Consider the following 1,000-nt stretch of genomic DNA (forward strand, 5'->3'; position numbering starts at 1 on the left):
CAAATATGAACTATATCAGGGCCAATCTCTTCGAGATGATGCTGACTACCGACGAAACGGAGAAACGCAATCTTCTCGCGGAGATCGAGAGCCGCAGGAAGCTTAACGACGCAAATTTCGACAACTACCGCAAGATCGAACTCGAAGAGTTCGAAATCAAGCGTCTGGGCGAAGCCGACAAGCATCTTGCCGAATTCCGGAAGGCAACTGACGAAGTTGTCAGCCTGGCTCTGCAGAACAAGAACCAGGAAGCCTTCGCCACTTTCAGGCAGAACGCGGAAAAACCGATGACCGACTTCCGGGACGCCCAGCGGGATCTCGCTGATTACTGCATCCAGTGGAGCGAAAGAACCAACGAGAACAATATGATCGAAATCAACCGGGCAGAGCGGATGCTCATCACGCTTGCCATAGTTTCCATTGCGCTGGGCGTCCTGTTCGGCTTTCTCATCTCCTCTTCGGTGGCCAAAACCCTCGATGCCCTCCGCCGCCGCGTGGAAGAGTTCTCTGACGGAGACCTCACCGTGAAGTTCGACGAGAGCGGCAGGGACGAGATTTCAATCGTAGCCCGCGCCCTCGGCCAAATGGGAGCAAAGCTCCGGAAGGCCATGCAGTCCATTTCCGAAGCAGCCGAGCGCCTCGGAAGCAACTCCGAGGAGTTCTCCGCCCTCGCGGAGGAATCCAACGCCGAGGTAGAAGAGTCACGGGCAGGCATCGACGACGTCTCCTCCCAGATGGAAAGCCTGGCCGCAGCAAGCCAGGAAATCAACGCCTCCGTGGAGGAAGTGGCCAGCGGCGCCCAGTCTTCCGCCCAGAAGAGCACGGAGATGGCGACCGAAGTGGAGCACGCCAGGGCCGCTGGTGAAGAGGGCATGACCGCTGTCAAAAAAGTGGTGGCCAGCGTGGCCGGCGTAGCGGCGGAATCTGAACAGGCTTCGGAAGAGGTCCGGAAACTCGGCGACCGTGCCCGGGAGATCCAGAGCTTCGTCTCCCAGATCGG

At 58.5% G+C, this 1,000-nt stretch carries 1 protein-coding gene; it reads left to right on the forward strand.

The genetic code is table 11. The features are described from left to right. On the forward strand, positions 1-1,000 hold a 1,000-nt coding region (locus C8D99_RS15090), incomplete at both ends, for a methyl-accepting chemotaxis protein (RefSeq protein ID WP_133959328.1).

The sequence above is a fragment of the Aminivibrio pyruvatiphilus genome (assembly GCF_004366815.1).
Classification (GTDB): domain Bacteria; phylum Synergistota; class Synergistia; order Synergistales; family Aminobacteriaceae; genus Aminivibrio; species Aminivibrio pyruvatiphilus.